Origin of the sequence: Klebsiella sp. HMSC25G12 (genome assembly GCF_001807705.1) — a bacterium.
In the GTDB taxonomy this organism is placed as follows: Bacteria; Pseudomonadota; Gammaproteobacteria; order Enterobacterales; family Enterobacteriaceae; genus Klebsiella; species Klebsiella variicola.
On record NZ_KV789922.1, the window covers coordinates 18,941 to 44,993 of the forward strand.

The 26,053-nt window shown below is 57.8% G+C and carries 24 protein-coding genes and 1 pseudogene; 13 read left to right on the forward strand and 12 right to left on the reverse strand.

Annotated elements, in window-relative coordinates; translation table 11 throughout:
• Nucleotides 1–7 precede the first annotated feature (7 nt).
• A complete protein-coding gene (locus HMPREF3096_RS24705) occupies nucleotides 8–889 on the reverse strand; it encodes a LysR family transcriptional regulator (RefSeq protein ID WP_008807639.1) in 882 nt (293 codons plus the stop codon).
• Nucleotides 890–1,064: 175 nt separating this feature from the next.
• Here HMPREF3096_RS24705 and HMPREF3096_RS24710 point away from each other — a divergent pair, with 175 nt between their 5' ends.
• Nucleotides 1,065–2,255, forward strand: coding sequence for an MFS transporter (locus tag HMPREF3096_RS24710; protein ID WP_032730094.1), 1,191 nt, complete (start codon nucleotides 1,065–1,067; stop codon nucleotides 2,253–2,255).
• Here the strand turns inward: HMPREF3096_RS24710 and HMPREF3096_RS24715 are convergent.
• From HMPREF3096_RS24715 to HMPREF3096_RS24745, 7 genes are all read right to left on the reverse strand, one after another.
• Nucleotides 2,252–3,268: an acyl-CoA--6-aminopenicillanic acid acyl-transferase gene (locus HMPREF3096_RS24715; RefSeq protein WP_032730092.1), complete on the reverse strand. Its 1,017-nt coding sequence runs from the start codon at nucleotides 3,266–3,268 to the stop codon at nucleotides 2,252–2,254. The two genes, HMPREF3096_RS24710 and HMPREF3096_RS24715, sit on opposite strands and share 4 nt — an antisense overlap.
• A gap of 21 nt (nucleotides 3,269–3,289) precedes the next feature.
• Nucleotides 3,290–4,012 (reverse strand): glutamine ABC transporter ATP-binding protein GlnQ, encoded by a 723-nt coding sequence (glnQ, locus tag HMPREF3096_RS24720; protein ID WP_012542105.1) that lies wholly within the window; start codon nucleotides 4,010–4,012, stop codon nucleotides 3,290–3,292.
• 2 nt (nucleotides 4,013–4,014) lie between these two features.
• On the reverse strand, nucleotides 4,015–4,671 hold the full coding sequence (gene glnP, locus HMPREF3096_RS24725; RefSeq protein ID WP_012542106.1) for a glutamine ABC transporter permease GlnP: 657 nt from the start codon (nucleotides 4,669–4,671) through the stop codon (nucleotides 4,015–4,017).
• Between the two features lie 51 nt (nucleotides 4,672–4,722).
• Nucleotides 4,723–5,475 (reverse strand): glutamine ABC transporter substrate-binding protein GlnH, encoded by a 753-nt coding sequence (glnH, locus tag HMPREF3096_RS24730; RefSeq protein WP_008807644.1) that lies wholly within the window; start codon nucleotides 5,473–5,475, stop codon nucleotides 4,723–4,725.
• 127 nt (nucleotides 5,476–5,602) lie between these two features.
• Nucleotides 5,603–6,157 carry a carboxymuconolactone decarboxylase family protein gene (locus HMPREF3096_RS24735; protein ID WP_023297420.1) on the reverse strand — a complete coding sequence of 185 codons (555 nt, stop codon included), beginning with the start codon at nucleotides 6,155–6,157 and terminating at the stop codon, nucleotides 5,603–5,605.
• Nucleotides 6,154–7,482: an aspartate aminotransferase family protein gene (locus HMPREF3096_RS24740; RefSeq protein WP_016160729.1), complete on the reverse strand. Its 1,329-nt coding sequence runs from the start codon at nucleotides 7,480–7,482 to the stop codon at nucleotides 6,154–6,156. The genes HMPREF3096_RS24735 and HMPREF3096_RS24740 overlap by 4 nt, the downstream gene beginning before the upstream one ends.
• Nucleotides 7,483–7,610: 128 nt before the next feature.
• Nucleotides 7,611–8,468, reverse strand: coding sequence for a MurR/RpiR family transcriptional regulator (locus tag HMPREF3096_RS24745; protein WP_008807647.1), 858 nt, complete (start codon nucleotides 8,466–8,468; stop codon nucleotides 7,611–7,613).
• Between the two features lie 226 nt (nucleotides 8,469–8,694).
• Here HMPREF3096_RS24745 and HMPREF3096_RS24750 point away from each other — a divergent pair, with 226 nt between their 5' ends.
• Nucleotides 8,695–9,702 carry an AraC family transcriptional regulator gene (locus HMPREF3096_RS24750; RefSeq protein ID WP_016160728.1) on the forward strand — a complete coding sequence of 336 codons (1,008 nt, stop codon included), beginning with the start codon at nucleotides 8,695–8,697 and terminating at the stop codon, nucleotides 9,700–9,702.
• 102 nt (nucleotides 9,703–9,804) lie between these two features.
• On the forward strand, nucleotides 9,805–10,635 hold the full coding sequence (locus HMPREF3096_RS24755; protein WP_022065497.1) for an oxidoreductase: 831 nt from the start codon (nucleotides 9,805–9,807) through the stop codon (nucleotides 10,633–10,635).
• A 13-nt stretch (nucleotides 10,636–10,648) separates the two neighbouring features.
• On the opposite strand, the gene HMPREF3096_RS24760 is transcribed toward HMPREF3096_RS24755, so the two are convergent.
• Complete coding sequence (locus tag HMPREF3096_RS24760) at nucleotides 10,649–11,584, reverse strand: LysR family transcriptional regulator (protein WP_012542109.1); 936 nt, start codon at nucleotides 11,582–11,584, stop codon at nucleotides 10,649–10,651.
• Between the two features lie 100 nt (nucleotides 11,585–11,684).
• On the opposite strand from HMPREF3096_RS24760, the gene HMPREF3096_RS24765 reads away from it, so the two are divergent.
• Together HMPREF3096_RS24765 and HMPREF3096_RS24770 are read left to right on the forward strand one after the other, a co-directional pair.
• The gene (locus HMPREF3096_RS24765) at nucleotides 11,685–12,794 is read left to right on the forward strand and encodes an alkene reductase (RefSeq protein WP_032730089.1); all 1,110 of its coding nucleotides are present in this window, start codon (nucleotides 11,685–11,687) and stop codon (nucleotides 12,792–12,794) included.
• A gap of 2 nt (nucleotides 12,795–12,796) precedes the next feature.
• The gene (locus tag HMPREF3096_RS24770) at nucleotides 12,797–13,390 is read left to right on the forward strand and encodes an ester cyclase (protein WP_016160724.1); all 594 of its coding nucleotides are present in this window, start codon (nucleotides 12,797–12,799) and stop codon (nucleotides 13,388–13,390) included.
• 89 nt (nucleotides 13,391–13,479) lie between these two features.
• Here HMPREF3096_RS24770 and HMPREF3096_RS24775 read toward each other — a convergent pair whose 3' ends face one another.
• Nucleotides 13,480–14,229: an SDR family oxidoreductase gene (locus tag HMPREF3096_RS24775; protein WP_012542112.1), complete on the reverse strand. Its 750-nt coding sequence runs from the start codon at nucleotides 14,227–14,229 to the stop codon at nucleotides 13,480–13,482.
• 167 nt (nucleotides 14,230–14,396) lie between these two features.
• Between HMPREF3096_RS24775 and HMPREF3096_RS24780 the strand changes: the two are divergent.
• The 7 genes and pseudogenes from HMPREF3096_RS24780 to HMPREF3096_RS24805 all read left to right on the forward strand — a co-directional run bounded on the left by HMPREF3096_RS24780 (nucleotide 14,397) and on the right by HMPREF3096_RS24805 (nucleotide 22,793).
• Nucleotides 14,397–15,302 (forward strand): annotated as a pseudogene (locus tag HMPREF3096_RS24780) (LysR family transcriptional regulator).
• 400 nt (nucleotides 15,303–15,702) lie between these two features.
• Entirely contained in the window at nucleotides 15,703–15,948 is a 246-nt protein-coding gene (locus HMPREF3096_RS29945) for a hypothetical protein (protein WP_072023571.1), read from the forward strand.
• Nucleotides 15,949–16,263: 315 nt separating this feature from the next.
• On the forward strand, nucleotides 16,264–18,957 hold the full coding sequence (gene mgtA / locus HMPREF3096_RS24785) for a magnesium-translocating P-type ATPase (RefSeq protein WP_012542116.1): 2,694 nt from the start codon (nucleotides 16,264–16,266) through the stop codon (nucleotides 18,955–18,957).
• A 75-nt stretch (nucleotides 18,958–19,032) separates the two neighbouring features.
• Entirely contained in the window at nucleotides 19,033–19,257 is a 225-nt protein-coding gene (locus tag HMPREF3096_RS24790; protein ID WP_012542117.1) for a hypothetical protein, read from the forward strand.
• A 14-nt stretch (nucleotides 19,258–19,271) separates the two neighbouring features.
• On the forward strand, nucleotides 19,272–20,924 hold the full coding sequence (locus HMPREF3096_RS24795; protein ID WP_032730982.1) for a Na/Pi cotransporter family protein: 1,653 nt from the start codon (nucleotides 19,272–19,274) through the stop codon (nucleotides 20,922–20,924).
• Between the two features lie 65 nt (nucleotides 20,925–20,989).
• A complete protein-coding gene (locus HMPREF3096_RS24800) occupies nucleotides 20,990–21,334 on the forward strand; it encodes an SLOG family protein (RefSeq protein WP_022065847.1) in 345 nt (114 codons plus the stop codon).
• A 325-nt stretch (nucleotides 21,335–21,659) separates the two neighbouring features.
• Nucleotides 21,660–22,793 carry an FAD-dependent oxidoreductase gene (locus HMPREF3096_RS24805; RefSeq protein WP_032730086.1) on the forward strand — a complete coding sequence of 378 codons (1,134 nt, stop codon included), beginning with the start codon at nucleotides 21,660–21,662 and terminating at the stop codon, nucleotides 22,791–22,793.
• A 143-nt stretch (nucleotides 22,794–22,936) separates the two neighbouring features.
• Here HMPREF3096_RS24805 and HMPREF3096_RS24810 read toward each other — a convergent pair whose 3' ends face one another.
• Nucleotides 22,937–23,524 (reverse strand): TetR/AcrR family transcriptional regulator C-terminal domain-containing protein, encoded by a 588-nt coding sequence (locus tag HMPREF3096_RS24810; RefSeq protein WP_012542120.1) that lies wholly within the window; start codon nucleotides 23,522–23,524, stop codon nucleotides 22,937–22,939.
• A 164-nt stretch (nucleotides 23,525–23,688) separates the two neighbouring features.
• Here HMPREF3096_RS24810 and HMPREF3096_RS24815 point away from each other — a divergent pair, with 164 nt between their 5' ends.
• Nucleotides 23,689–25,131 carry a DHA2 family efflux MFS transporter permease subunit gene (locus tag HMPREF3096_RS24815; RefSeq protein ID WP_012542122.1) on the forward strand — a complete coding sequence of 481 codons (1,443 nt, stop codon included), beginning with the start codon at nucleotides 23,689–23,691 and terminating at the stop codon, nucleotides 25,129–25,131.
• 122 nt (nucleotides 25,132–25,253) lie between these two features.
• Here HMPREF3096_RS24815 and HMPREF3096_RS24820 read toward each other — a convergent pair whose 3' ends face one another.
• Nucleotides 25,254–26,039, reverse strand: a complete 786-nt coding sequence (locus tag HMPREF3096_RS24820; protein WP_022065843.1) for an SDR family oxidoreductase — start codon at nucleotides 26,037–26,039, stop codon at nucleotides 25,254–25,256.
• Nucleotides 26,040–26,053 lie beyond the last annotated feature (14 nt).

The following is a 26,053-nucleotide window of genomic DNA, read 5'->3' on the forward strand; positions in this document are numbered from 1 at the left end:
GTTAGCGTCAGGGCAACGCCAGCCGGTCTTGATGGTCCGCAAAGAGGGTGATGAGATGGTCGGCGATAACCCGCACGCGTCTGGACCCGGCCAGGTCGGAATGCATCACTAACCATAACGTCTGATCCGCGCCGATCTCCGGCAACAGGCACTGCAGCCCGTTGGCCCGCGCCATAAAGTGCGGCAGGACGCCCAGCCCAAGCCCCGCTGATACCGCGGAAACCTGGGCCACGAGCGTATTGGCTTCGACTTTACACGGTCGCCCTCGTAGGGTGCGCGTGATCCATTGGGCGGCCGGCAGGTGCTGGTGAGTCTCCGGCCACCCCACAAAGTCCGCCTCGCTCAGCGACAGGCCGTCCGCGCCGGCCAGATAGCTGGCGGCGCCATAGACGCCAAACCCCACCGTCCCCAGCCGCTTTAAGGTCAAATGCCCGGCGTCAGGCTTGACCATGCGGATCGCCAGATCGGCATCCCGACGGTGCAGGTTCACCGGCTGCACGCCGCTCAGCACCTCCACCCGCAGGTCAGGATAGTGGTCCAGGAGCCCTTTCAGGGAGGGCAGAATAAAATGCGTGGCCAGGTTGTCCGAGGTAGCCAGGCGGACAACCCCGGCGACATGCCCCTGCAGTTGCGCCGCCTCGCCGAACGCCAGGCCTGCGTATTCCAGCGCCTCCGCCCGCGCGAGCAGGGCTTCGCCATCGTCGGTCAGGCGATAGCCGCTCTGATGGCGGCTGAAAAGCGGGACTTTCAGCGACTGTTCCAGCCGATCCAGCCTGCGGGACACCGTGGCAATCCCCATGTTCATCTTGTCGGCGGCGCCGCTTAGCGTTCCCGCCCGGGCGATGGCGAGGAAGATGCGCGCATCATCCCAGTTAAACTCTGCTGTCATCTACTTTCCAATTATGGAAAACGGTTCTCCGTTTTCTGCTCTTTTTTATCGTTTTCGCAGGGATGATACTGCACGCCACTCGCGGAGACAAACTGGCCATCCGATCGCCGGTTCTCTCCTCACCTGAACGTCCGTGCACCATGCGCGGCTTCCCCCCTCTTAGGATACGCCTGACATGAAAGAGATTGCTTTACCCCTTAACCCAACCCCGGCGCGCGTCTGGATAGCCGTCATTGCGCTCGGGATCTGCGCCTTTTCGATCGTCACCAGCGAACTGGCGCCGGTGGGCATGCTCAGCGCCCTGGCGGCGGATTTTCACCAGACGGAATCCGGTATGGGGCTTGCCGTCACCGCCTACGGCTGGGTGGGCGCCCTGGCGGCCCTGCTTTCCGGCGCGATGCCGGCGCGTATTTCACGCAAGGCGCTGCTGGTCGGGCTGATGCTGACCCTGGCGCTTTCCTGCCTCGCCGCGACCCGGTCTTATTCCATGTTCGCCCTGATGAGCGCCCGCATGATTGGCGCCCTGGCGCATGGCGCCTTCTGGGCCTTAATTGGCATCGTCGCCGCGCAGCTGGTCCCGCCACACCGGCTGGGGCTGGCTACGGCAATCATTTTTGGCGGCGTGTCGGCGGCAAGCGTAGTGGGGGTACCGCTGGCGAGCTTTATCGCCACCCTGGCGGGCTGGCGACACGCGTTTTTGGCGGTGGCCCTGCTGTCACTGGCCGCAGCGGCAGTGCTATGCTCGACGCTGCCCGCGCTGGCCGCGTCCACCCCCGTCAGGCTGGGTGTTTATCGCGATATCTTCCGTAATCCGCTGCTCTGCGGCCTGTATGGCGCCACGGCCTGCATCATTACCGCTCACTTTGCCGCCTTCACCTACGTTGAACCGCTGCTGATAACACTGCAGGGAGTACCGGCGACCGCTCTCTCCGGTCTGCTGCTGTTGTCAGGGGTTTCCGGGCTGGTGGGTAACGTTATCGCGGGTAAGCTTATCGACCGTCATCTGAAGGGGCTGATTTTTGCTTCACTGCTGCTGAGCGGGGGCGCGCTGGCGCTCCTCGGCACCGGACGGCTTGCGCTCCTGCCTTTCTGTTTTAGCGGGCTGCTGTTAGCCCTGTGGGGCGCCGGTATCGCGATCGTGTTTGTCGGCTTACAGACCTGGCTGCTGCGCAGCGCAGGCGCGGTCGCCCAGCCGGCGTCAGCCATTTACGTGGCTATTTTTAATGCCGCCATCGGCACCGGGGCGCTTGTCGGCGGCCAGCTGATCGCCACTGCGGGCTTGTCAGGCATGGTGTGGCTGGCGGCGGGGATCATGGCGTGCAGTACGCTGCTGATCGCCCTGCTGAAAACGCCCTCAGTCGGCTAAAGGCTGCCCTGCAAAACCACGTTTTCACGATCCAGGGTGAAGACCTGCCATGCGACCCGGGTCGCGCTCAGGGTAAAAATGGCCGTCGCCAGCGTATTTTCGTCATCCGGATCTTCCGCAGACAGCCGGTAAATCGGTAACAGCGGATCATGCTGGTCGGAGAGCATCGCTTTCGCTGTCACCCCATCCAGCGATGGGGTTGTCGCCAGCCACGCGTCCAGGCGCTGCTGGCGTGAGCCGGAGCTCCCGGTCACGATCTGTTCAATGGTCGCAAGCTGGGGATGGATCAGATGGTTGGCATGCCCAAAGGTGGCGGTCAGCTCGCGCACTGAGCTGCCGGAGCCGGTAGCTTCCACGCTAAACAGACGGCTATCGCCCATTTGACCCAGCGTGTGGTGAAACGCGCCCGCGCGCGGTGTCGCGGTCAGCAGGGTAATGGCCTCATCTAACGTGGTGGCATTCAGCGATGCGCGGGCCAGTATCTGGCGCGGCATCCCCTCGGGGCGATGCACGGCACGAATATTGTTGACCGTATTGACTATCCCCTTCTCATTCACCGCGAAGGTGTGCCCGCACAGGGAGCCGGGGTAGGCGAAGCTGGTGAAGGCGAGGCCCACATCCGGTGTCACGTGGACGATGGCGCAGTCACCGCGCAGCTGCGGGAAACCGTCTTCGTTGTGCGCAATAATTAACTCGCCCTCAGCGCTTATCCCCGCCAGGGTAGTGCAGCCATCCGACGTCGAACGCACCAGATCGCCGCGACAGTTCCAGGCAAACACCTCATCCACCGGCGCCTGCAGCCCCTCCGCCATGCCCTCCAGCTCCTGCCAGATCTGCGGCCACTGAGCCTGGACGGCTGCGCGCATGCGCTGGGTTTGCTCCGCCGTTTTCAGGGCGGTTACGGTTTGCCACAGCGCTGTTTGCCTGATTTTAGTATGCCAGGCCTCACGACCAAACGCGCCAAGCTGCTGACCGACCGCATAGGCGGAACCACGGATTGCGATTTTTTTCATATTGTTATCATTCACTTATGTTCAGGATACGTGTTGCAAAAACTCTTGCAGACGCGGATTGCTGCTGGCAGTGAGCAGCACCTCAGGTGAACCATCTTCGGCAATGGTGCCGCCATCAATAAAGATCAACCGGGAAGCCACCTCTCTGGCAAAGCCAATCTCATGGGTCACAATCACCATCGTCATGCCCTCTTCGGCCAGCGAGCGCATGACCTTTAACACCTCATGCCGCAGTTCGGGATCGAGAGCGGATGTTGGCTCATCAAATAACATCATTTTGGGTTTTACCGCCAGGGCACGAGCTATCGCCACGCGTTGCTGCTGCCCCCCCGAGAGCTCTGCCGGATAGTGGTTGGCGCGTTCACGCAGACCCACGCGGTCCAGCAACGCCAGCGCCTGCTCCCGCGCCGCGGCCTTACTCTGCTTACGCACGCGAACCGGACCGAACATGACATTCTCAAGGGCGGTCAGATGCGGGAACAAATGAAACTGTTGAAACACCATACCGGCTTCGCGGCGAATATCACACTCATTCGCGTGCGGATCCGTAATATGCATGCCCGCCACCAGCAGCGTTCCCGAAGAGATCTCCTCCAGCTTGTTAATGCAGCGCAACAGGGTCGATTTTCCCGAGCCGGACGGGCCAATGATCACCACCACCTCGCCCGCTTCAATCTTTAAATTGATATCGTGCAGCACCTGAGTGGCGCCGAAGTTTTTCGCCACCGCGCTAAATTCAACCATGCTCATAAAATATGGATCCTTTTCTCAAGTTGTTTCAGCAGGAAGCTCAGGCACAATGTCAAAAACAGATAAATCATCGCCACCGCCGTCCACACCTCCAGCGCCCGAAAGTTACCGGCAATAATCTCTTGTCCCTGGCGGGTTAATTCTGCCACGCCAATCACAATAAAGAGCGAGGTATCTTTTATACTGATAATCCACTGATTGCCTAATGCCGGGATCATTCGCCGAAAAGCCAGCGGCATAATGACATGTAATAGGGTGCTGCGTGGCGATAACCCCATCGCCAGGCTGGCTTCTTTAAAACCTTTATTGATCGACAGAATCGCGCCCCGGGTGATCTCCGCTATATAAGCGCCGGAGTTAATCACAATGGTAATAATTGCGGCAGGAACCGGGTCAATACGCACTGGCAACACCATCGGCAGGGCGAAGTAGATAAACATCACCTGCACCATGATCGGCGTTCCACGGATTAATTCCACAAACACCAGCGATACCGTTTTTGATATTGTTCCGCCTAATGCGCGGCAGGTTCCCGCCAGCAAGCCAATGATTAACCCACCTAACAAACCGGACAAAGAGATAATCAGCGTCAGCTGCAAGCCCTGCATCAGCAGCGGTAAAGCATCCCAAATATAGCGACTGTCAAAATTCATCATTCTACCCGTCAAGAAGAAATGAGGTCGGATCGCTCCGACCTGGCAGGGTTATTTCGGCTGTTTAGCAAACCACTTAACGTAAATCTTGTCGTAGGTGCCATCGGCACGCAGGGCCTGCAGAGCCTGGTTCACTTTTGGCGTCAGGCTGCTGTTTTTCTGCATCGCAAAGCCATATTGCTGTGGCAGAATGCTGTCCGTCTCACCGGTGGATTTGACCTTGCCATTACCCGCCGTCTTCACATAGTAAAGGACATTTGGCGAATCGTGAACGACGGCATCGAGATTGCCGGCCTGCAGATCAAGGTAGGCGTTATCGATATTCGGAAACTCGATATAATTCGCTTTATATTTGCTTTTCATAAAGCTGGCCGCCGCCGTCCCCTGCTTAAGGCCAACTTTTTTCCCGGTCAAATCACTGAATTTGGCAATGGAATTATCAGTACTTTTCACGGCTATTAACAGGTCGGCATTATAATACCCATCACTGAAATCCACGACCTGTTTACGCGCATCGGTAATGGTTATGCCGGCCATCGCCACGTCCAGATTACGCGACTGCAGCCCGGGGATGAGGCCGCCGAAATCCATCGGCCTTAATTCGTAGCTGATATGCATTTTCTTTGCGATAGCGTCCCACAAATCGATATCAAAGCCGACATATTTATCACCTTGTTTAAATTCAAAAGGGACAAAAGCGGTATCCACGCCCACTGTTATTTTGTCCTGGGCTGCTGTCACAAAACTGGCAGAACAAATAACCAAAGCCAGCGTCAGTTTTAATTTATTAAATAGTCCAGTCATAATTACCCTCAGCGTCAATGAAATGGCATGCAATGAATATCAGCCTGCGATATATATCGCCGGAAGAACCAATAACAACACTTTATATGCAGGGCGCATTATTATGCGCCCGAATGAAAAGGCTAACTTATTCAGAAAATAGAGAGTCGGTGGTATCCGGTACGGGCGTCTGGGCGCTGTTCATCACCATGGAGAGAAAACTGTAATAACCGTTTATCCCAATCAGATCCACCACGCCCTTCTCACCCCATAAATCAACGGCTTGTTGCCAGGTGCTATCACTCACCTTTTGCTGCTGATGCAGTTGCTGACAGAAGTCATAGATCACCTGCTCATCGGGCCGGAGATCGTCTGGCGGGCGCCGTTGCTTAATCGCCCGCACCGCCGCGGCAGAGATGCCCTTCTCACGTGCTATTGGCGCATGGATCGCCCACTCTACCGGCTGTGACCAGTGCCGTGCTGTCAGCAAAATCGCCAGTTCAGAAAGACGCTGACCCAGCGCGCTGCGATAACGTAAATACTCCCCCATACGCTGGGCATGCGCCATCAGCTCGGGACTACGTAACAGCGGCTCAAAAGGCGGCAGTAAGGCGCCGCGCGGCCCATTGATGATCTCTTCCGCTAACTGACGTTGCTGCTCGTCCCATTCCTGTTCCGCCAGGGGCGGTAAACGATTGATCATAATTTTCCCGTCTCTTCGCGGATCACGCTGTTCAGCGTATCGACCACAAAGTCGATCTGCGCCGGGGTGATGATAAACGGCGGCGCGATCAGGATGTGATCGCCATACTGACCATCGATCGTGCCGCCCATGGGGTAGACCATCAACCCACGCGCCATACAATTTGCTTTGATCGCAGCATGCAGCTTCAGGGCAGGATCGAACGGGGTTTTGTTGTCTTTATCGCGCACCAGCTCGACGCCGGCAAACAGGCCGCGTCCGCGCGTATCGCCGACATGCGGTAACTCACCCAACACCTCGCGCAGGGCCTGTTGCAGATAGGCGCCCTGCTGTTTGACGGCAGCCAGTAAATTATCGCGCGCAATCACCTGCTGCACCGCCAGCGCTGCCGACGCGGCGGTAGCATGACAAATGTAAGTGTGGCCATGCTGGAACAACCCGCTGCCCGCCTTCAGCGCGGAAACAATGGTCTCACTCGCCAGTACCGCCCCAATCGGCTGATAACCCCCGCCGAGTCCCTTGGCGATGGTTACTAAATCAGGCACCACGTCGTCTTGTTCAAACGCGTGCAGCGTCCCGGTACGCCCCATACCGCACATCACCTCATCGGCGATATACAGGATGCCGTATTTATCGCACAGGCGGCGCACCCCCTTCAGATAGCCCGGCGTCGGCGGCGTGGCCCCCGTCGTCGCCCCCACCACCGTTTCCGCACAGAAACCGATAATCGTTTCCGGGCCGGCCTCAAGGATGGCTTGCTCCAGCTCATTAAGCAGACGTTCGGTATACTGTTGCTGGGTCTCGTCAGCCCGGCGATCGCGGTACTCATTGCAGGCTGAGACGCGGATAACATCCATTAATAAGGGGGCAAACTGGCGACGGCGCCATTCGTTACCGCCCACCGCCAGCGCGCCCAGCGTATTGCCGTGATAGCTCTGTTTACGGGCGATAAATCGGGTGCGCGATGGCTGGCCGATCTCCACAAAGTACTGCCGCGCCATCTTCAGCGCCGTCTCTATTGCTTCGGATCCGCCCGAGACAAAGTAGGCATAGTTAAGCTCGCCGGGCGCCGTGCGGGTGAGATGTTCGGCCAGCTGTTCCACGACATCACTGGTAAAAAAACTGGTATGCGCATAGGCCAGCTGATCGATCTGGCGGTGCATCGCCGCCAGCACATCAGGGTGTGCGTGTCCGAGGCAGGAAACCGCCGCCCCGCCGCAGGCATCAAGATACGGCTTTCCCTGGGCATCAAAGATATAGGCCCCCTGGGCACGTGAGGCCACGATCGGCGTGCTACGCAGGCTGCGGTGAATGACATGACTCATACTGGGTTCTGCTCCTGAATCCGCTACATTAATTGAGCGTATCTTGCAGGATCCATTTGGATCACGTCAACGAAATAAAGATATAAATGCATCCATAATTCTTATACCAGATACATTTGAATCATTTATCAGGATTTACCGGGGATCACATAGACGCCAGAATCGATAAGATAGCGTTCGGCACTTTCAATTTTACTCACCGCCTCCCGGCCGTGGCGCACCACCAGCATCGCCAGTAAACACTCCGCCAGCCCCATGCCGGAGACCACGGAAGGGAAAAATGACGGACTGTCGATGGAAAACAGCAGCGTGCAGTCTGCCGCCTGCGCTAAGGGGGAAACCGGCGAGTCGGTAATGGCGAGGATCTTCGCCCCTGCCTGCCGGGCTGCCCGTAAAACATCCAGTGATTCGCGTGAATAGGGCGCAAAGCTGGTGAGTAAGACGCAATCCCGGTTGGTCAGTTCGCGGGTGAAAACTTCGATATTGCTGGCCAGGCCATCGATTAACGATACCTGCCGGTTGAACAGTCGATAGACATAAAACAGCGACCACGCGATTGGAAAGCTGGCGCGGAATCCGCAGATATAGACATTCTCCGCGCTATCGAGCAAGGTCACCGCCTGCTCCATCTCCTGCGCATTTTCGTTTTGCGTAAAGGTCAGATTCGCCTGATGCGCCTGAAAAACCTCTTTATACAGCTGCGTTTGCGTGCCGCGGGCCATCATTTTTTCCGCTTTTGATACGTACGTATCATTGCGCAGCCCCAGGTCGTCAATGAAATCGCTTTTCAGCTCGCTCCAGCCTCGGTAACCCAGCCGCTGCGCCAGACGCAGCAGCGTCGCCGGTTTTACCCCGGCTTCCGCCGCGAAGGCACGCATCGATAACACCACCAGTTGGCTGGCATTTTGCAGTGAGAACTCGGCGGCGCGTTGCAGCTCGGGCGACAACCCGCCGAATTCATTAATGATTTTTTCCCTGAGATTCATGGCAGCTACTTACTGGTTTTAAGTGAAAGCTATCTAATCATATTTGAGATCAAGACTCTATAGGTGGCTAACGACCCCGCGGGTCACATCCGTTCCCCCTTCTCATTGCTGGCGTGCTTTACTTCAAATATGGCGCAAGAGGAATGTCACTGGCGGGTGGGAAAAGGTATGCTCTTATCAGGGGGCGTTGCACATCAAAGCCCTGTTCACTGCTGGAAATTTCACCATGGCACGCAACCGCACTTTTTCTCTCAATCTCCGTTGGCGAGCGCTGCTCAAAGACGCAGGGATGGAGCCTGAACATCTCCTCCGCCAGGCCGGTTTGCCGGACGACACCTTTTCAGACATCAATCGCGGTCTGACTACCGATGAGTATCTGCGTTTCTGGCGCGTGCTGGAAAAAGAAAGCGACGATCAGGCCTTTCCTTTGCCCTTTGTAGAAAGGGTCTCTGCGGAAGTGTTTGATCCCCCGCTGTTCGCCGCCTTGTGTAGTACCCACATGATGCAGGCGGTCCAGCGGCTGGCCAAGTATAAACTGCTTATTGCCCCCATGGCGCTGGAGACGACGGTCGTGCAGAACGGCACGCTGACAGTGTCTCCGCGCTGGCTGGGAGCAACAGAAATCCCTGCCTCTCTGGAAGTGGCAGAGCTGGCATTTTTACTTCGTCTGAACCGACTGGCCACCCGCGAACCGGTTCAGGCCGTGAAAGTAACGCTCTCACAGCCCCTCACCCGCCAGCAGACCCACCACTTTTCAGCCTTCTTCGGCACGACCATACAGCGTGGAAAGCGGGCGACCATCAGCTTTGCCGCCGCTGATGCCCTGCGGCCCTTTTTGACGGTGAACGAGGGTATGTGGCAGGTCTTTGAGCCGGAGCTGCAGCGTCGTCTCAGCCAGCTTAGCGATCAGGCCTCAACGGCTGAACGTGTTCATGCAGTCCTGCTGGAGCTTCTGCCGGGCAACGACGCCTCTATCGACAATACGGCGCAACGTCTGGGAATGAGCAAACGCACCCTGCAGCGCAGGCTGGAGCAGGAGGGAGAGAATTATCGCGCCCTTGTTCACGCTTGTCGCGAAGCGCTGGCTCGCCACTATCTTCTCAATACCACGCTTTCCGGTTATGAGATCGCCTTTCTGCTCGGTTTTGAAGATCCGAATTCCTTCTATCGGGCTTTTATGGCGTGGACCGGCCAGACGCCAGAAACCCTCAGAGACATGATGCGCCTCAACTAAGCGCGCGTCATGGCGCGCTTTGCCAGTATTGTGGCGTACCGTGCCAGCGACACCGCGCCTGACAGCAGGCACACTCAGCGCAGTCTACTTGCCGAGGTGCTTATGTTTATTCAGGAAAAGAAAACCGCGCTGGTCACCGGCGCATCGTCAGGGATGGGGAAAGCCATTGCCCGTCGTCTTATCCAGGAGGGTTACCAGGTTTACGTTGCTGCCCGGCAGCTCGGGAAAATGGACGATCTGGCTTCGCTAGGGGCCCAATGCCTGCAGATGGATCTCTCACGACAGGACGATCGGTTGGCGGTCGTGAACACCATTCTGTCTCAGACCGGAGGGGTCGATGTACTGGTCAATAATGCCGGTTTTGGCCTGTATGGCCCGGTCGAAGAGATCGGTATCGATGAGGCTCGCTACCAGTTTGAGGTCAATCTCTTCGGCGCGGCGCATCTCACGCAACTACTGCTTCCCGCGATGCGCGCCCGCCGTCGCGGATATATTGTCAATATCTCTTCCATGGGCGGGAAGATGTATAGCGTCCTCGGCGCATGGTACCACGCCACCAAACATGCACTTGAGGGGTGGTCAGACTGCCTGCGGCTGGAAGTTGCCGACTTCGGCATCAAGGTGGTTATCATCGAACCTGGAGTGATTGAAACCGGCTTCGGCGATGCGGCCAGTGAAAGTATTGTCAAACGTTCGGCCACAGGACCGTATGGTCAGTTGGTAAGAGGGGTCGCCCTGTCGATCCAAAAAACGTACGGCCATGGCACCGGCAGCGACCCGCAGACGATCGCCGAGGTAGTCCTGGTCGCGGTGAAGGCCTCAAATCCACGCCCCCGTTATGCCGTCGGTAAGTATGCCAAATTGCTTATCCGGATGCGTGTCTGGCTGGGCGACCGTCTTTTCGATCGTATCATCCTCAGCCAGATGCGCTGAGGTCATGTTCTGCTCACCTTCGCCTCGCGCTGGAGGGGGATGACTCTCCCAGCCAGTCGATAAAAAACGCCATAAACGCCGACACCTGCGGCGGCTGCAGCTTTCGCTGGGGAAAGACAAACTGCAGCCCAACCTCCTTGCGGTCTAAGGGGCTGAATCCGGTGAAGCGCTCGGCAAACAGCACCTGAAGCCGTCCCTCCTCGACATCCCTCTTCACATCCCACCATGATTTACCGGCGATCCCCGCCCCGCTGAGCGCCCACTGCCGCAGCAGTGCCCCATCGTCGCAGACCATCGCCGGCGTCACCCGCACCACGCGCTCCTTTCCCGCCTCCTCGAAGCGCCATTCATTCATCACCACACCGTGCCGCTCCAGCGCCAGACAGCGGTGATGGTGCAACTCGTCGAGGGAGGCAGGCGTTCCGTGGGTAGCAAGATAAGCCTCCGAAGCCACCAGCACCCGGTGGTTGGGGCGGATATGGCGGATCGCCAAACTACTGTCTGGCAGGTTACCGACGCGAATGCTCATATCCAGCCGGTTGGCGACCAGATCCTCCACGCGCTCCCCTAAGAACACGGAAAACGTGACCTCCGGGTGACGGCGGGAAAAGTCGACGATGGCCGGGCTAAGATACTGTCGGCCAAAGTCGGAGGGGGCGGAAAGACGAATATTGCCGCTCAGCACCCCTTCCTTTTGCGTCAGCAACGATTCGGCGTGACGGGCCTCCTCCAGTACGCGCCGCGCGGCATGATAAAAATCTTCCCCCGCCCTGGTCAGGGTGATAGCGCGCGTGGAACGATGGAACAGACGGGTCTGGTAGCGCTCCTCCATCGCCTTCAGGCGGGCCGTCATGGTGGCCGGTGAGAGCGATAACCGTCTGCCGGCGGCGGAGAGTCCCCCCGCCTCGGCGACAGCCACCAGCAGCGCCATATCTTCCAGCTTGCCCATTTTTCGTATTTCCTGAAAAGTGAATCTGATTTTAGCCTAATTATCAAATTCAGATCCCGACTGTAAAGTGATTTTCATTCCACTCGCAAGGGACACCCGTATGAACAGCCTCTCACTTTTCGATCGTTACCGCATCGGCACGCTGACGTTGAAAAACCGCATCGTCATGGCTCCCATGACCCGGGCGCGCGCCCTGCAGCCCGGAAATATCCCCTCCGCGCTGATGGCGGAATATTACCGCCAGCGCGCCAGCGCCGGATTGATCGTCACGGAGGCGACGCAAATCTCTCCTGAGGGACAGGGATACTCCTGGACGCCTGGCCTGCATTCCGCTGAGCAGATTGCCGGCTGGCAACTGACGACCGGGGCCGTTCACCAGGCTGGCGGCGTTATTTTTTCTCAGCTCTGGCACGTGGGCCGGATGTCGCACGCTCGTTTTCATGCGGATGGGCACCCCGTGGCCCCGTCGGCGCTGGCGCCGGACGCCCAGGTCTGGGTGGTGGATGAGCAAGGCCGGGGCCAGATGGTGGACTGCCCACCGCCGCGGGCGCTCTCCCGATCGGATATTCAGCGTATTGTCGCCGATTACCGTCAGGCGGCGCGCAATGCGATAGCGGCGGGGTTTGACGGTGTGGAAGTGCACGGCGGCAATGGCTATCTGATCGACCAGTTCCTGCGGCGTACCGCCAACCAGCGTACTGATGAGTACGGCGGTAGCCTGAGCAACCGGATCCGTTTTGCCCAGGAGGTGCTGACCGCCATCGGCGACGTTATTGGCCGCGAGCGGACGGGCATCCGCCTTTCCCCCTACATTACCCAGCGCGGGATGAACGACCCGCAAGTGATCGACGCCATCCTTGCCCTGGCGGCCTGGTGCGAACAGCAAGGTATCGCCTTTATCCACCTGGCGGAGGCGGACTGGGACGATGCGCCAGCCGTTCCCCAGCACTTTCGTGACACGCTGCGCGCGACCTTCAGCGGCACCCTGATCGTGGCCGGCAATTACGATCAGCAAAAGGCGGAACGTATCCTCACCGCCGGTCTCGCCGATCTGGTGGCTTTCGGCCGCCCGTTTATTGCTAATCCTGACCTGCCGCAGCGGCTTCAGCACCGCTGGCCGCTGGCGACCGTCAGCGATCCCGCCACGCTGTTTGGCGGGACAGAGGTGGGCTATACCGACTATCCCTTCTATACGGAGCATAAAGAGTGAAAATGACCCGCAAAATGTTACCTGCCAGCCGTAGTTTCGCTGTTGTCTGTACGCAGGCCAGACGCGGCATCACGCTGCGGCGCTGCGCCACAGCGCTGCTGCTTGCCGGGATATCCGGCTCCGCGTTTTCAGCCCCGCAGGGTTTGCTGAAGCCAGCCCAGCTCATCGTTGACAACGGCCTTCCCCCTGCCACACGCGTCGCCAATGAATATGTCGCCAGGCAATACGCCACGTTCTGGAATACCGGTGATGAAGCGCTGGCCCGGGCGGCGCTGGCGGGGAATTTTATCGATAAAACGCCCCCGGAAGGGCGCCGACAAGGGCCGGAAGGCGCGATCCTCGCCTCCAGAGCGTTTCGTCAGGCGGTGCCGGATTTACGCTGTGATGTCGAACAAATGATTGTGGCCGGTGACCGGGTGGTCTCACACTTACATTTTCATGGCCACTTTACCGGGACCTTCGGCACCCGGAAGGGTAAGGGACAAAATATCGATTTTATCGCCACCGATATCTATCAGATCAGCGGCGGTAAAATTGCCGCCAACTGGCATATTGAAGATAACCTGACGCTGATGAAACAGCTGGGCGCGCAATAAGCTGCCCACCCGAGCGGTGAGTAAGCGATCGCCATAACCACGAGCCCCCCGGTATCCGCCGGGGCGGCTCGCCTGGCGACAGACTGTGCTTAGATTTGCGCCATTCCGCCGTCGACATAGATCTCTGCGGCGTTAATAAAGCTCGACTCGTCAGACGCTAAAAATACCACCGTCCTGCCAATCTCCTCCGGCTCGCCCAGCCGCCCGAGCGGTACGCTGGCGGCCAGGGCGTCGAACAAGCCCTGACGGTCCGCCTCCGCGACCAGTCCTCCCAGACCCGGGGTACGCACCGGCCCCGGGCTGACGACATTGATGCGGATCCCGCGATCGTTCACCTCCAGCGCCCAGGAACGCGCCAGGCTGCGTACCGCCGCTTTACTGGCGCTATAGATGCTGAAGTTCGCCGTCCCTTTGACCGCCGCCGTAGAGCCGGTCAAAATCACCGAGGCGCCGTCGGTGAGCAGCGGCAGCGCCTTCTGGACGGTGAACACCACCCCGCGCACGTTGGTGGCGAAAATCCGCTCGACGTGCGCCTCGGTGATGGCGCTGAGCGGCAGCATATCCCCGCCGCCAGCATTGGCGAACAGCACATCCAGGCGGCCGGACTCGTCGGCAATGGTCGCAAATACCGCGTCAAGGTCGCTTAACACGGCGGCGTCGGCGCGGATCCCGCGGGCGGCGGGCCCGATGAATCTTACCGCCGCATCCAGCTCCTCCTGTCGGCGGCCGGTGATATACACCTTCGCGCCCTGCTCCGCCAGCGCTTTCGCCGACGCCAGGCCAATCCCGGTGCTGCCGCCGGTCACTAACGCCACTTTATCCGCAAGTTTTTTGCTCATGGTGCATTTCCTTGGTTAGAGTATAAACAGGCCAGGCTCGCAAAAGCGCCCCGCCGGGTATGGAAAGCACTGTAATCGCCTCAAAGAGGCGGAAAAATGGCCTAATCTGAAAAACACTTTTCCCCTCCGTGGATAATGGACGCCCGCTAACCAGGATACTGCGAATAATGGACCGATTTTCAGCCCTCAAAGCCTTCACCCGCGTTGTCGAAGCCGGCAGCTTTACCCGCGCCGCGGACTCGCTGGATATGCCCAACGCCACGCTCAGCAAAACCATCAAGTAACTGGAAGCGCACCTGGGGGTTTCCCTCCTGCAGCGCACCACCCGGCGTATTACCGTGACGCCGGAAGGACGGGAGTACTATGAAAAAGCTCGCTGCCTGCTGGAAGACCTGGAAGAGATCGACGCCTCCTTCAATACCGCCCACAATAAGCCGAAGGGCCATCTACGGATCGCCATCGGTGGGTCGACCGCGTGCGATGTGCTGATCCCGCTGCTGGCGGACTTTATGACCGCCTGGCCGGATATCCGTATCGATTTGCAGGTGGCCGATAAACCCGCGGACCTCATCAGCGGCAATATTGACTGCGCCATCCGCGGCGGGCCGATGGATGACTCGACGCTGATCGCCCGTAAAATCGGCGAGGCGACGCTGGTCACCTGCGCCACCCCTGGCTATCTTCAGCGCTGCGGCACGCCCGCCTCGCCGGATGAACTCCATCATGGCCACCAGCTCATCAGCTATCTGTCGCCGGCCAGCGGCAGAGCGTTTCCGTTTCGCTTTACGCGTCACGGCGTCAGTACCGAGCTCAAGACAGAGCCCCATCTCGGCATCAATGAGAGCAACGCGCATATTGCCGCCGGCGAGGCGGGCTTAGGCATTGTGCAAACCTTTACCTATTCGCTAAAACCCGCGCTGGCAAGTGGCAAGCTGGTGGAGATCCTTAGCGCCTGGCGCCCGGCCCCCTATCCCTTTCACGTCGTCTATGCCCGGCACCGGCACGTGCCGCCCCGGCTCCGCGTCTTTATTGAATGGCTGGCGGCGGTTTTTCCGGCTGCGGTGCAGGGATAAAGCGCGTTATCTGACGCAGCGCCGAGGGTGGTCCACAATTGAACGCACTGACCGCTATTTTTCCTTTTTACGACCGTCCGAAAAACACCAATGATTAAATCTACGATTTGATGTTTCTACACAAAATATAAACGAAGATTTAAATTGATATGAATGGGTTGACAATAACATTGGCTATGGGTAGATTTCATGGGCCTAAGTTGTGGCCTTTCCTAATCTGACATAAGAGACTAATGGATACTGAATTTAGTAGCGGTCCGAATATGGCCTTAACGGTTATTCGGACAAGTAAACATAAAATCGATTGTGATCACTTCTTCGTTTTGGTGTGTCTCGCCGGAGCCTGATGCTCTCGTGTTGTCCCACCTCGACCAGAGTTTTCACGGTCCCGAGGTGTGTTATGAACTTCAAATCTACCCTTTTTCCTGGTGTCAAAACCATGACATCAACGCTGCGTGTCCGGCCGCCCCGCAATCGGGTGTCGTCTGCGCGTAAAAAACAGCAAAGTTCTATATTCTCTTCGAAAATCATCGAGTTGAATCAACGCATTACTAACTGGCGCGTCAGTCCTGTCACCGGCCAGCTGGAGCGTCGTTGCCGCTTCTCTGATAGCGAAGACCCACAAAGTCGCCCCTTCGTCGCCTGATTCAGCCGTTACGCCGTAGGCCGTGTCTGCGCGCTATGCCGCAGCCCGTTTTCGTGCGTCACGCTGAGTTAAGTCACTGCTGGTACCTGTTTATTCACTGATGTATTCATACTTGTACATCGGCAGGAATAATCACGTCCAAATAAAACAAAATATAAACTTCACGCCTGTTTATTTTTAATAATAAACAGCGGGAAGCCCTGTGCGAAATTAATTAAAACCGATCGCTGATGCGACATCGGGCTATTTTCGGCCGCCCTTAATCCGGGTCTTACCGTAAAAAGCCTGCTGCCGCCCGGCGACAGGAGCAGCACCATGACTGTACAAATCAAGAACCGAAATAAAAAAAGCACGCTGTCTATGCGTGCCGCCCAGGAAGCCCAAAACGGTATCGCAGAAACCCTGGTTAACCTCAACACTACCCGGGAAGGGCTGCAGGAAGCCCAGGCAAATGCCCGGCTGGAGCGGGATGGCCTGAACGAAGTGACTCATGACAAGCCACCGCACGCGCTGATCCAGCTGCTGATGGCGTTTAACAACCCGTTTATTTATGTGCTCGCCATTCTCGCCGGGATCAGCTTCTTCACCGACTACTGGCTGCCCACCAGCCATGGCGAAGACGGCGACCTGACGACGGTGATAATCATCGGCACCATGGTTGCCCTCAGCGGACTGGTGCGCTTCTGGCAGGAACACCGCTCGGCCAAATCGGCCGAAGCGCTGAAAGCGATGGTTCGCACCACCGCGACGGTCGTTCGTCGCGAACACGCCGGGCAAAAAGGAACGCCACGTGAAATCCCGATGCGCGAGCTGGTGGTGGGCGATATCGTGCAGCTCTATGCGGGCGACATGATCCCGGCCGACGTCCGTTTGATCGAATCACGCGACCTGTTTATCAGTCAGGCCGTCCTGACCGGCGAAGCGCTGCCGATTGAGAAGTACGACACCCTCGGCGACGTGGCGCAGAAATCCGCGCACGACAAGGCGGTTGATAACGAAAATCTGTTGGATATGCCTAACATCTGCTTCATGGGGACCAACGTTGTCAGCGGCACCGCTCAGGCGGTCGTGGTGGCGACCGGGCCGAGGACTTACTTTGGCTCACTGGCAAAAGCGATTGTCGGCACCCGGGCGCAAACGGCGTTTGACCGCGGGGTGAACAGCGTCAGCTGGCTGTTGATCCGCTTTATGCTAGTGATGGTGCCGGTAGTGTTCCTGATTAACGGCCTGATGAAGGGCGAATGGTGGGATGCCCTGCTGTTTGCTCTGGCCGTCGCCGTAGGTCTGACGCCAGAAATGCTGCCAATGATCGTCAGCGCCAACCTCGCCAAAGGCGCGGTGGCTATGGCGAAGCGTAAAGTCGTGGTTAAGCGCCTTAACGCGATTCAGAACCTGGGCGCGATGGACGTGCTGTGCACCGACAAAACCGGCACCCTGACGCAGGATAAGATCATCCTTGAGCACCACGTCGACACGCACGGTCAGAAAAATCAGTCCGTGCTGGCGCTGGCCTGGCTCAACAGCCACTATCAAAGCGGCATCAAAAACCTGATGGATCAGGCGGTCATTTACTTCTCTGAAAATGAGTCGGGCTTTGTGCAACCTCAGGGGTACAGCAAAGTCGATGAGATGCCGTTCGACTTCGTGCGCCGTCGCCTGTCGATTGTGGTGAAAGACAGCCAGAGCAATCATCTGCTGGTGTGCAAAGGCGCCGTGGAGGAGATGCTGAGCATCGCCACCCACATGGAAGAGAATGGCAAGGTTATCCCCCTCGACGATCAGCGCCGTGACGCCATGCTGGCGATGGCGAACGACTACAACAAAGACGGCTTCCGCGTTCTGGTGGTCGCTACGCGCGACATTCCGAAAGCCGAAGCGAAAAGACTGTACAGCACCGCTGATGAGCACGATCTGATTATCCGCGGCTTCCTCACCTTCCTCGATCCACCTAAGGAGAGCGCGGGTCCGGCGATTGCTGCCCTGATGGATATTGGCGTCGCAGTCAAAGTGCTGACCGGCGATAACGCGATTGTCACTACGCGGATTTGCCGCCAGGTGGGACTGGAGCCAGGCGAACCGGTACTCGGCCCGCAGATTGAGGCGTTGAGCGACACGGCCCTGCAGCAGTTGGTGGAAGAGCGCACGGTGTTCGCCAAGCTAACGCCGCTGCAGAAATCACGCGTGCTGAAGGCGCTGCAGGCCAACGGTCATACGGTGGGCTTTCTCGGTGACGGCATTAACGATGCCCCTGCTCTGCGCGATGCCGACGTGGGTATCTCGGTCGACAGTGGCACCGATATCGCCAAGGAATCGGCCGACATCATCTTGCTGGAAAAGAGCCTGATGGTGCTGGAAGAAGGCGTTATCAAAGGCCGCGAGACCTTTGGCAACATTATGAAATACCTGAACATGACCGCCAGCTCCAACTTCGGCAACGTGTTCTCGGTACTGGTGGCCAGCGCGTTCATTCCGTTCCTGCCGATGCTCGCGATCCAGTTGCTGCTGCAAAACCTGATGTACGACATCTCCCAGCTCGCGCTGCCGTGGGACAAAACGGACAAAGAGTTCCTGAGCAAACCGCGCAAGTGGGATGCAAGAAACATCGGCCGCTTTATGGTCTGGATTGGCCCGACCTCGTCCATTTTTGACATGACGACCTTTGCGCTGATGTGGTTTGTGTTCAGCGCTAACAGCGAACACATGCAGACCCTGTTCCAGTCCGGCTGGTTCGTTGAAGGCCTGCTGTCGCAGACGCTGGTGGTGCACATGCTGCGTACCCAGAAAATTCCGTTCATTCAGAGCACCGCCGCCTGGCCGGTACTGATGATGACCGGTCTGATTATGGCTATTGGAATTTACGTGCCGTTCTCTCCGCTCGGGCCGTTGGTTGGGCTGCAGGCGCTGCCGTGGCAGTACTTCCCGTGGCTGGTCGGCACCCTGCTCGCCTACTGCTGCGTGGCGCAGGGCATGAAAACGTTCTACATCCGTCGCTTCAGGCAGTGGCACTAATTCTGCGTTAAAGACGGTGATTCACGTGCCGCTTCGGCGGCACCTTTCAGGCAGGCCACACAGGCTGGAAGCATTATGGAAAAGCGACATTCCATCATTTTCCTGATTAAAAATAAGACCATCGCGTTGATTGTCTTATTTTTAATGAAAATAACCCGCACCCTTCGCGTCCGTGCCCTGGCATGGTACGCCGGAGGGAAGATTAACTATCAACACACTAAAGCATTACTGAACCTCGCCAGCGCCATACATCGTTTTTCGATCAGGTTACTGCGTTTTATTTCACTACCCGCCCTGTAGAGGGGGAATTCATGATGTCCGGAACCACTCTGTTAATTCACCTGGCTGGCGCCATCGCATTGCTGCTCTGGGGCAGCCATATGATTTCAACGGCGCTACAGCGCGGCTTCGGCACGCCGCTGCGCAACTGGATGGGACGCCACCTCACTAACCGCTGGACCGCCCTGCTCTCCGGCATTGGCATTACCGGCATTCTGCAAAGCAGCACGGCGGTCAGTATGATGGCGACGTCATTTACCGCCGCAGGTACGCTAAGCCTTGCCCCCGCACTTGCGGTGATGCTCGGCGCCAACATCGGCTCCACGCTGGTGGTCCAGCTGATGAGCTTTAACATGGAAATCGCCATTCCGCTGCTTCTGCTGGCCGGGTTTGTGGTTTTCAAGCTACGCGACCATTCCAGCTTTGAAAGCGTGGGCTGCGCCCTGATTGGCCTCGGCCTGATGCTGCTGGCGCTGCATTTACTGGGTGGCACGCTGCAGGACATTGAGGTCACGCCGGTGTTTCATGCCATGATGCAGGGGCTACAGGGCGATATTTTCATTGCCCTGCTGGTGGCGGCGCTCCTGACGCTCCTGTGCCACTCCAGCGTGGCGATGATTTTGCTGATCGCCTCCCTCGCCGGTACCGGCACGCTGACCCCGTCTACGGCCCTGGTGCTGGTGCTTGGCGCCAACATCGGCGGCGCGTTACCGCCGGTGTTAAACGCCGGGTCCGCGGTGGCCCGCCGCCTGCCGGTTGGCAACCTGATGGTCCGCCTGTCCGGCTGCGCGCTGGCGTTACTGCTTCTGCCGTTGCTGATGGCGATCGCCCGTAAATCCGGGCTGAACACGCCGCAGCTGGTGGTGTGGTTTCATACCGCCTTTAGCGTGGCGCTCGCGCTGCTATTTATCGGCCTGAACGTGCCAATGGCTCGCTTCCTGGAGCGACTGTTTCCGGAAGAAGAGCGCGTAGGCGACCCGGGTATGCCGATGTATCTCGACGATGCGGGTCTGGAAGTGGCTTATATCGGCCTGTCCAATTCGGTTCGCGAATCGCTGCGCGCCGCCGACATGCTAACCATCATGCTGGACCGACTGCTGGTGCTGTTTGTGACCCAGGAAAAACAGGCTGCCGATGACATCCGCCAGCTGGAGCAGTCGGTCGATCTGCTCAGCGCGGCGGTTCGCGCCTACCTCGCCGACATTGGTCAGGACGGGCTGAATGATGCGGATGCCGATCGTGCCCAGGAGATCCTGATGTTCATCATCAATGTTGAGCACGCGGGCGACATTCTCTCCAGCAATCTGACCCAGCTGGCCACGCGCCGCGCACGCCGGGGAGAGCAGTTTAACGACTTTGAATTACACCATATTCGCCTGCTGCATGCGGAGATCCTCACCAGCCTGAACTTAGGAATAGCGGCATTCCTGCGTGAAGACTTGTCTGCTGCCCACCAGCTGGTGCAGCGCAAAGAAACCATCCGCCAGCTGGAGGCCTCCGCCAGCCGCGAGCACTTCAAAAAACTGCGGGAGGACAAGAATGCCTGGGCGGAATCCGGCGACATTTTCCAGCGGGTGCTACGGGACTACCGCCGCGTGCATCACCATATCGCCGCCGTCGCCTACCCGGTCATTGACCGCCTGGGCGATACCTCGCTGCGGTTTATTGAAACGCCGCCGGATGTTTAAAAAACAATAACCGCCAGCGCGCGGACGAGATCCTTTTCAAGGCAAGCAACGTTAAGGTACAAAAAATGCGAGTGTTAATCTGCTCGGGTCGGTTTTATGCCGACACCCATACCATCACCCATGTGCTGGATCTCTATGCCCGTACACAGACGATTAACGTTTTGATTCACGGAGGGCACCAGGCGCTGGGCGGCGCGATAGAAAACTGGGCGCGCGGGATCGACGTTCACGTGATCCGCTACCCGGCAAACTGGGCGCTGCACGGAAAATATGCAGAGACAAGGCGCAATTTGTTTATGCTGGAAGATAGCCGCCCTGACGTACTGCTGGCTTTTCCTGGCGGAGAAGATACGGCGGAGTGCATAAAGATGGCGAAACACAGAGGGATCCGCGTCATCGACGTCGTTTAACCTGAGTGGGTGAAGTTCGGTGACCATGGCCACAGGCAGGCGTCCGCTGAAGGGGTATTGAATGACGGCCTTGACGATTAACCAGCAATGGTCAATATAGAGAACCTTACTCGTCTAAGTGTAAGCTGAGCGCAGAGAGGAGAGTCAGGCGGGGGGCCCGGCCCCCAATTGTCCGGGAACATTATGGGCAATACCGCTCAGCATACCCTCAGGCTTCCGTTGGTCCCCGGGATGAGATTTCACGTCCACTCCCCTTATTCGTGCGGTATCGAAACCAGGAACAGCCGGACAACGACACCCGCCATACCTTACCTGGAGCGAAAAAATGACCTCATCCATTGCCATCGTCGGAGCAGGACTCGGCGGCCTCATGCTCGCACGTGTTTTACATGTTCACGGCATTTCCTCTGTGGTCTACGAAGCTGAAGCCTCTCCCGAGGCCCGCCCACAAGGTGGCTTGCTGGATATCCACGATCATAATGGCCAGCGGGCGCTGATAGCGGCAGGCCTGTACGATGCCTTCCGGGCCCTTATTCTTCCTGGTGGTCAATCCACGCGCGTACTCGATAAAGCGGGCAACGTATTGTTCGAGCAGTTCGATGATGGTTTGGGCGGCCGACCAGAAGTCTCTCGCGGCGCGCTTCGCACGCTGCTGCTGGAGTCGCTTCCTGCGGACACCGTGCAATGGGGCCGTAAAGTGGCAGATATCGTCCCCCATGATGACGGCACGCATAGTTTGTACTTTACGGATGGCGCCACCACCAGGGTCTCCCTGGTGGTGGGCGCAGATGGTGCCTGGTCGCGTGTCCGCGCTCTGGTCACCGATGCTGTCCCTGCCTATGCGGGATTTTCGTATGTCGAGCGCTGGCTTAGTCACGTTGATACTGATCATCTGGCTTGCGCGCAAGCAGTAGGCCGCGGCTCATTTTTTGCGCTCTCGCCAGGCAAGGGTATCATGGCGCACCGGGAGCCTGGCGGCGTGATCCACGTTTACATTGCTCTGTGCCAACCCCAGGCCTGGTTCGCTGACGTGACGTCCGCTAATGCACAGGTTGACGTGCAACGCATAGTCGATGAATTCGATGGCTGGGCGCATCCACTGCAAACATTGATTACGGAGGGTGATGGTGAGCCCGTATTGCGCCCTATTCACTTTTTACCTCCCGGACTTCGATGGCCGCGAACAGCAGGCGTAACGCTGTTGGGCGACGCCGCGCATCTTATGCTGCCGTTCGGCGAAGGCGCTAATCTCGCATTAGAGGATGGCGCTGAGCTGGGACTCGCGATTGCGGCCAATGCAGATAATCCTGAAGCCGCGCTGTCCGCTTATGAAGAACAGATGTTTATCCGCGTAGAAAGTGCGGCCAACGACGCGCAGGAAATGGCAGGCATTCTCTTTGGGGACGAGACATCCGGCGCGTTGTTGCATTTTTTTAACCAGTATAAAACAGGATCCTGATCCCCGACGCTGCGGTGATTCTTGCGCCATGAACAAATAACCCTCCCGCCATCGGGAGGTCAATGTTCAGTAATGTCCGGAGAATAACGCTCCGGATATAAAATCATTAAAACGCTGTCGCAATAGCTGAAATCTGGAACGAGTTATTTTAATAACCCCTTCATGATCAAAGACAGACCGAACTCAAAACAGGTATCCGGATGTTGGTGGGTAAGCGCATCGATACGACTGATTTCTGTTGAGGGTGTAGACAATCTTTCATCATCATGTCTGTCTGTACGAGACTGCTCCTCCAATACGCATCCCAGGGTATATTCGCTAATAGTGAGTAATATCATTGCGGCTTCGGCCTCAGAAAAGCCGGCCCGCATAAGGTAAGCCACCTTTGGGTAGAACGTTTCCCCTCCTACCCGCGCCGGTGTTGTCCCCGCATGGAGCAGTGCGCCATCCCGATGAGCGAGAAGCGCGCGGCGGAAACTGCGCGCGTTATTTGCCAGCCAGTCTGCCCATTCGGCCGTGTCTTCAGCCAGCGGAAGCGAATGGTGCCTGGCCAAAACAGTTGCGGCCATCTCTTCCAGTAAGCTGGCCTTGTTCCTGAAATGCCAGTACAGCGTTGCGGATTCTACCCCCAGCTTTTGCGCCAGCTTTCGCGTCGTTATCGCTTCCAGCCCGACTTCATCTAAGAGTGCTAATGCAGCATTAATGACCTGATCCCGCTGAATTTTAGCCATGGTGTTCATCCTGTTGTTAATGCATCCAACCGAGCCCGTGGTAGATGAAAAGAGATCTTCTCCTGACCAGGAGCCTACCGGCGCCATTGATGAAAATAAATCTATCATTGATAGAAAAATTGATCAATGATAGATTTTTAACGCATCGCACCTAAAGGTCATCCATGAATATCAATCGAGATACGCAGGTAAAGAAAACAAACCATGCTGGCCCCATCAATGCCATCCCGCCGGTTTTGTGGATGCAAGCCGCCATCATCACCCTTGGGGCATTCGCTACCATGCTCTCATCCACCATGCTCAGTGCTGCGCTTCCGACCATGGCAAACGGCCTTGGGGTGACGGACGCCTCCATCCAGTGGATAGCCACCGCGTACCTCATGGCGCTGGCCGCAGGCGTTCCGGTTAGCGCATGGGCGGTAAAACGGTTTGGCGCCACCCAACTTTGGCTCTATGCACTTATTTTATTTGGTGTTTTCTCGGCAGTTTGCGCGTTATCCCCGAATATCGAGGTGCTGCTCACCGCCAGAATAATGCAAGGTCTGGCAGGCGGGTTACTCGTGCCGGCCGGGCAGACGATCCTGGGTCTGGTGGTCGGTCGTGAGCGCCTCGGGCGGATCATTGGTACGATAGGCGTGGCTATCGTCATTGCGCCCTTACTGGGAACGTCTCTGGGGGCCGTGCTGCTTCAGGTCTGCGGATGGCGAGTCTTGTTTTTTATTAATGTCCCCTTATCTCTCTGTGCCTGGCTTGCGGGATGGAAATTACTCCCTCGCCCGACAATAAAAAATGATAAGCCGCTCTCCCTGGACTGGATGGGGTTAATACTGATTCTTTGTAGCCTTCCCCTGCTCATGGAGGGTATTAAAGGCGTCAGCCTGAATAGTGGTGAAAATAGCGGGAACATTATCTTACTCAGCGTGGGCGCACTGTTTATCGGCTTGTTTATCTTTCGCTCTTTTCGCATTGACTCGCCTTTACTTCATCTCAGCCTTTTCAAACATCGTGGCTTCACATTATCGGCGTTGCTGATGGCTATCGGAGGTGCGGTGAATTTTGGTGGACAGTTCCTGCTCCCGTTGTATTTCCGCGACGTTTGCCATGAAGCACTGGCTGATGTGGGTTTGCTCCTTACCCCGCAGTTAATCGGTTCTGCCATAGGATTCCCGGTCGCCGGTTATTTCTCAGACCGGCTGGGTCCTCGCGTGGTGCTGATCGTTGGCGGCTTGATCTCGGTGTTAGCGACATGGCCGCTGGCCATGATTGATGGAGGCAGTAGCTACCTCCTGGTCGGTAGCGCACTCGCTATCAGAGGGTTCGGTTTAGCCCTTGCGACAGTGCCGGCGATGGCGGCAGGCCTGGCGATGGCGGGTACCCGTCATGTTTCTGATGCAGCACCGATTCTCAACATCCTGCAGCGTGTTGGCGCGATGGCTGGCGCGGCCCTGGTGACGGCGTGCTACGTCAGACTGGCGCATACGCAGGGTAGCTTAGCCGCCTTTCAGCACGCCGGGTGGATACTGATCAGCGGCGCCATACTGCTCACCCTTTCAGCACTTTTCATGGTGAACCATCAGGGATCATCAACGCGGGAAGAAACAAGATAACCGGTCTGGCGTCCTGTCCCGCACCCGGTACGCAATAGTTAACACCTCATTCTGAATGAGCGCGAGAGAGGCGTGAATGCCAGTCAACGACACCAGCGACTGGCATTGCACGCGACTCCCCACTAAACCGAACCAATCAATCCGCCATCGACCCGGATCACCGCCCCGGTAATGTAGCTGGCAGGCTGGCTTGCCAAAAAGGCAGCGGTAGCGCCGTACTCATGGGGGTGGCCATAACGTCCCGCCGGAATGCTCAGACGACTCTTCTCCGCGACCGCTTCCGCAGTGGAATGTTCCCGTTTCGCCTTGATAGCATCCAGCTGCCCCACCCGGTCGGTAGCAATGCGCCCAGGCACCATCACATTCACCGTGACGCCGTCGGCCGCCACTTCAGCGGCAAGGGTTTTCGACCAGCCGAGTAAGCTCATGCGCAGCGCATTCGACAGGGCGAGACCCGGAATCGGGGCAATCACACCGGACGAGGTGGAGGTAATAATGCGTCCCCAGCCACGGCTGCGCATGGCGGGCAGTAGTTTATCGGTGAGCTGGATCAACGAGGCGACCATCACTGAAAATTGCTGTTGCCAGACGGCGCCGTCCGTCCCCTGTGCCAGCGTGGGCGGTGGGCCACCGGAATTATTGACCAGAATATCGATGTCGCCCCAGTGCTCGCGGATATCGGCGATGACCGTATCAAACTGTTCCGGGACGGCAAGATCCAGCGGCCAGGCGCGGGCGGTACCGCCCAGCTGAGTGATGCGTTCCACCGTTTGCGCCAGCTTCTCTCTGTTGCGGCCTGTCACGGCGACCTTCACGCCTTCCTGCGCCAGCGAGCAGGCGATAGCCTGTCCAAGACCACTTCCCGCACCGCAAACCAGTGCCACACGCTGTTGTATCTGCAAATTCATAAATGCTCCTGATT